The organism is Chryseobacterium sp. P1-3 (assembly GCF_000738495.1).
Lineage (GTDB): Bacteria > Bacteroidota > Bacteroidia > Flavobacteriales > Weeksellaceae > Chryseobacterium > Chryseobacterium gallinarum.
Genome location: NZ_JPEQ01000029.1, coordinates 1 through 4,823, shown reverse-complemented (window position 1 = coordinate 4,823; position 4,823 = coordinate 1). Strand labels below are relative to the sequence as shown.

The window sequence follows — 4,823 nt, the reverse complement described above, 5'->3', positions numbered from 1 at the left end:
CAGTGAAATCAGTCCTGTTCCTGTCCCTATTTCTAAAACATTGGACACCTTTGCAACATCTGCTAAAGCACCCAGCAGCACCCCATCTGTTCCCACACGGAAAACATCCCCGGAACTGGCGGATTTCGAATTGTTTAAAACTTAAAAAGGCTTCACTATAAATTGGTAGGTAATGATGGGAATGAGTGTGATAGGCGGGGAGCTGGAAGATGGACGCGGGAAATCTACCAAAGGAATTTTATTGGGCGGCTATACCCAGGCAGAAGGAAGGATTGAAAAGGACGATGAAACTTTCTGGATGCTGTACCTGGATGGAAATGGCAATGAGCAGTGGAGAAAACATGTGGGAGGAGAATCGAGGCAAAGAGAGGAAAGGCTCTCGGATTTAAAGCTCAACAGGGATGGTTCTATTATCCTTGCAGGAACCAGCGCAGAAGAGCTGGGGAAAGAAAACTGGAAGATTGTAAAATTGGGAGACAAGCAGGTTGATCAGTTAATTGAAAAATATGACATTAAGATTTATCCTAACCCGGTATCAGATTATGCGTATGTGGAAATCGGATTTGACTTTAAAGAAGCTGATATTATGTTGTATGATATGAGCGGGAGACAGCTTCAGAGTTTGAAAACAAAGAATAAAGTGACTAAGATCAATACCCAGGCTTTGATCCAGGGAGCTTATCTGGTGACGATAAAGACTGATACTAATAAAACGGCGAATGCTAAACTGATTAAAAAATAAAACTAATCTTTTATGAAAAAAATATATATATCATTGTTACTATTTGCGGCTTCACAAGCGATTTCACAGCAGGCAATGCAACGGGTGGAAATCAAATCTCCACAATCTTACGCGTTTGAAAAATATGGCAATGTACCTATTAATTTATATACAGGTACCTTGGATCTGAAAATTCCAATTTATTCCATTCCAACAGCTGGTGGTAAAAATATCGACGTTTTTTTGTTTCTTATGATTCTTCGGGTTTTTTGCCGCACAAGAAATCGGATAATGCAGGAATGGGCTGGTCAATGCTTGCTGGGGGGAGAATTACAAGGAGCCTTAATAGGTTTCCAGATGAATATCAGGGAAATCCTACCTCGTCCAACACCAATCCTTTTGATACAGGAGCCGATCTTCATGGATTTTTGACAGGAGTCAGGCTGAATCCTTATACAAATACTCAGGTATATGATCTGAATAGTGGAGCAGGAGGGCTAAATGGCTTAGATTGGAGATTAGGAACTACTCAAAATGGTTATGAGGGAGAACCTGATATTTTCAATTTTAATGCTTTGGGACTGAGTGGGAAATTTGTAATAGGCAATGATGGTAATGTACTGGTTGAATCTGATGATCCTAATATTAAGGTAGATCTTTCAGGAATGGTATCTTATGGAGGAAGGGGATTTTGTAAACCACCTAATCAGACTATTATTATTACAGATGGTCAGGGAAATAAATACACATTTGGTGGAGATTTTTCTAAGTATGAAATAAGCTATTCGTTGACAGATCCTGGATTTAGTAAAGAAAATTGGTTCGATAGTTTTCCTTATATAAGTTCCTTCAGTCTGTCCAAAGTTGAATTTGCTAACGGCCAAATAGTTAGTTTTAGCTATGTGCAAGATACATTGGGCAGCGATTTTTGTAGCCTTACTACTGATTGGACTGACTTTGAAAACAATCCACGGGTGCTGAATTTTGAGGGATATTTCCAAGATGGCTCGCGGATCGATGAGTGGAAAAATTGTCCGGGAGGACTGATTAGCTGCGTAAATGCCAGTGCTAGTACGTCAACATCACGAGAAACTTTTGCGCTGGTTAAGCGTTCCCTACTGGAAAGTATTACCTATGGAACTCAACAGGTGAAGATTAATTACAAGGATACAGGCTATCCGATCAAACACTATGAAGGACAGGCAAATGCAGACTATATCAATGAATATGTTATAGATAATATTCAGCTTTTTGATAACAATCGTCTGATTCAAAATCATATTTTTACTTATGATGACCTTGGAGGAACCAATAAAAGACCGTTCTTGAAATCTATTACTAATTCACTAAGCAATAAAGTATATAATTTCGAATATTATAATACTTCTAACCTACCTCAATATGTTACCAAAGGTATTGACCATTGGGGATATTGGAATGGTAATGATAGTAATATCAACCTGGCGCCTATTGATACCTACAATACCATCACAGGAGATTATACGCTTGACAATACTTATAGAGATCCTAATATTCAAAAATATAATGTCGGGTTGTTGAGTAAAATTACCTACCCTACGAAAGGATACTCAATTTTTTGAATATGAGCCTGCCTATTATGGAAGGCGAATAGAAAGGAATTCAGCAAGCGCCTTTTTACCTATCCTGACTGATAATTCAGGAGTAATAGGAGGAGCGAGAATTAAAAAAGCAATTTGATTATTCAGAAAATAATGGAATGATCAATAGCAAGGAATACAGATATACTACTACCTTAAACAGTTCTACTTCTTCAGGAATTCTGATGAACTGGCCTAGATATATTTATTATATTGAGTTCAATCTCGGTTCCGGTATACAGAAATTGTTCCTTAGATCAAGCTCGAATATTCAGCAAAATAGTCTTGATAGTTATAACATCGGATATTCAAAGGTGTATGAGATTACAGCAGGGAAAGGCTATACAGAATATGACTTTACCAGTTATGCTGATTATCCGGACATTTTAAATCCTGATACAAATAATATAAAAGAATATACTTCGGGAAATGCCCAATCATCACCGGAAAATTTATACAAAAATTTCAGAAACCTGTATGGAATTGACCGTAGTATTTTAAGAGGAAAGGTAAAAACTGAAACCATTTATCGTGAGGGAGCTACCACTCCTTTAAGGAAAATGGAATACAGCTATAATGATAATACTGATTATAATCCTAATACACTGAAGGATAACAATAACTATGTGACCTTTAATCATCTTTCGGGGGTATGGGTGCAGGGATATAAAAAAATACATGAATTCGTCAGCAATTAAGAAGAAAAGAGTGACTGAATTCTTGAACAATACAGCTGTTTCTACAATGACCGATTATGTTTATGATAGTACTATACACCTGAACCGTACCAGAGAAAGCAGTACTACAGCGGATAATACTGTGATTTCACAGAATTATTCTTATGCACAGGATCTTAATAATATAATGATGACAGCCAGAAATATGACAGGAATTCCGCTTAGGTTGGAGACTCTCCAAAATAATAAAACCATCAGCAAGACTGAAACTGTATATCCTATTTCATTACCAACAGGACAAACAGGAAATTTAATGATGCCTTTATCTGAGCACAAATATGATATTCAGAATGTAACAAATTCCAGTATGGTAGTGACTTACGACCAATATGACTCTAAAGGAAATTTACTCCAGTACACGACAAAAGATGGAATTTCTACAGTCATTATCTGGGGTTATAGCCAAACCCAGCCTATTGCCAAAATAGAAGGGGCTAAACTGTCAGATATCCAGCAGTCATTAATTGATTCTATTGTTAATGCGTCCAATACAGATGCTTTAGCTGGTGCGAACAATGACGAGACATCATTCTTATCAGCATTGAATACCTTTAGAAACAGCCTTTCCGGTTATCAGATCACCACTTACACTTACGATCCTTTAATAGGAGTTCGAAGCATCACCCCACCATCCGGGATAAGGGAAAGCTATATTTATGATTCGGCTAACAGGCTTGAGAAAGTGATTGATGCCAATGGAAAAGTGTTAAAGGAGATGAAATACAACTATAAAAACTAACAAACGATGAAAAAGATAATTATCCCGGTAGGAATATTGCTGTTGGGCAATGTAAAAGCCCAGCTTACCCCACTTCCCAATACGGAAAACTATGTACAGACTAAAACTTATCTTGATTACAGCGGAACAACAGCCACAAAATCATCTGAAACCGTTCAATATTTTGATGGCCTAGGCAGACCCAAACAGGTGGTTGGCGTAAAAGCCTCTCCTGCAGGAAAAGATGTGGTTACCCATATTGAATATGACCAGTTTGGAAGACAGGTTAAAGATTACCTGCCCGTTCCCCAATCCGGAACCCAGAACGGAGCTATCTATGCTTCACCTCTTGGAAATGCTTCATCCATCTATGGTGCGGAAAAGATTTATTCAGAAAAAGTGCCGGAAAACTCACCTTTGGATAGAATTCAGCAACAGATCCAGGTGGGTAATGACTGGGCTGGTAAACCTGTGAAATTTGAATATGGAACGAATGCTTCTGATGAAGTCTATCAATTTGTTACTTCCACAACCTGGGAAAACAATGCGACTAAAAGTATTCTGAGTTTATCATCAACACAAACCTTTGCTCCCAATCAACTATATAAAAATACAGTAAAAGATGAAGATGGAAATGAAACACGAGAGTTTAAAAATGGGCAGGGGCAAATTATGCTGGTACGTAAAACAGATGGGGTAAAAAATATTGATACCTATTATGTTTACAATGAATACAACCAACTTGCCTTTGTTATTCCTCCCAATGCTGTTCATAAATCAATCACGGACGATTTGCTGAACGACTTGTGCTATCAGTACCGTTATGATGGTAAAGGAAGGCTTGTAGAAAAGAAGCTACCGGGTAAAGGTTGGGAATATATGGTATATGATGGGGCTGATCGTTTGATTTTATTCCAGGATGCTAATCTCCGAGCACAAAACAAATGGTTAATTACTAAATATGATCAGTTTGGAAGAGTAGCTTATACTGGGATTCAATCTGGTGAAAGTAGAATCAGTATGCAGAG

The 4,823-nt window shown here is 37.7% G+C and carries 5 protein-coding genes; all 5 read left to right on the top strand.

What is annotated here, in order from left to right:
- Positions 1 to 172 precede the first annotated feature (172 nt).
- Positions 173 to 742 (top strand): T9SS type A sorting domain-containing protein, encoded by a 570-nt coding sequence (locus HX13_RS21455; protein WP_238555615.1) that lies wholly within the window; start codon positions 173 to 175, stop codon positions 740 to 742.
- Between the two features lie 290 nt (positions 743 to 1,032).
- Positions 1,033 to 2,322: a hypothetical protein gene (locus HX13_RS21450; protein ID WP_185113633.1), complete on the top strand. Its 1,290-nt coding sequence runs from the start codon at positions 1,033 to 1,035 to the stop codon at positions 2,320 to 2,322.
- Positions 2,323 to 2,459: 137 nt separating this feature from the next.
- Positions 2,460 to 3,038, top strand: a complete 579-nt coding sequence (locus HX13_RS21445) for a hypothetical protein (RefSeq protein ID WP_050022732.1) — start codon at positions 2,460 to 2,462, stop codon at positions 3,036 to 3,038.
- Positions 3,019 to 3,816, top strand: coding sequence for an RHS repeat protein (locus HX13_RS21440; RefSeq protein ID WP_050022731.1), 798 nt, complete (start codon positions 3,019 to 3,021; stop codon positions 3,814 to 3,816). The genes HX13_RS21445 and HX13_RS21440 overlap by 20 nt, the downstream gene beginning before the upstream one ends.
- 6 nt (positions 3,817 to 3,822) lie before the next feature.
- Positions 3,823 to 4,823: DUF6443 domain-containing protein (locus HX13_RS21435; RefSeq protein ID WP_238555614.1), on the top strand; the 1,001-nt coding region annotated here is incomplete at its 3' end.

Excerpts from the sequence above, each read along its gene's own strand:
- HX13_RS21455 (WP_238555615.1), top strand. The coding sequence starts at position 173 with ATGATGGGAATGAGTGTGATAGGCGGGGAGCTGGAAGATGGACGCGGG.
- HX13_RS21450 (WP_185113633.1), top strand. The coding sequence starts at position 1,033 with ATGCTTGCTGGGGGGAGAATTACAAGGAGCCTTAATAGGTTTCCAGAT.
- HX13_RS21445 (WP_050022732.1), top strand. The coding sequence starts at position 2,460 with ATGATCAATAGCAAGGAATACAGATATACTACTACCTTAAACAGTTCT.
- HX13_RS21440 (WP_050022731.1), top strand. The coding sequence starts at position 3,019 with ATGAATTCGTCAGCAATTAAGAAGAAAAGAGTGACTGAATTCTTGAAC.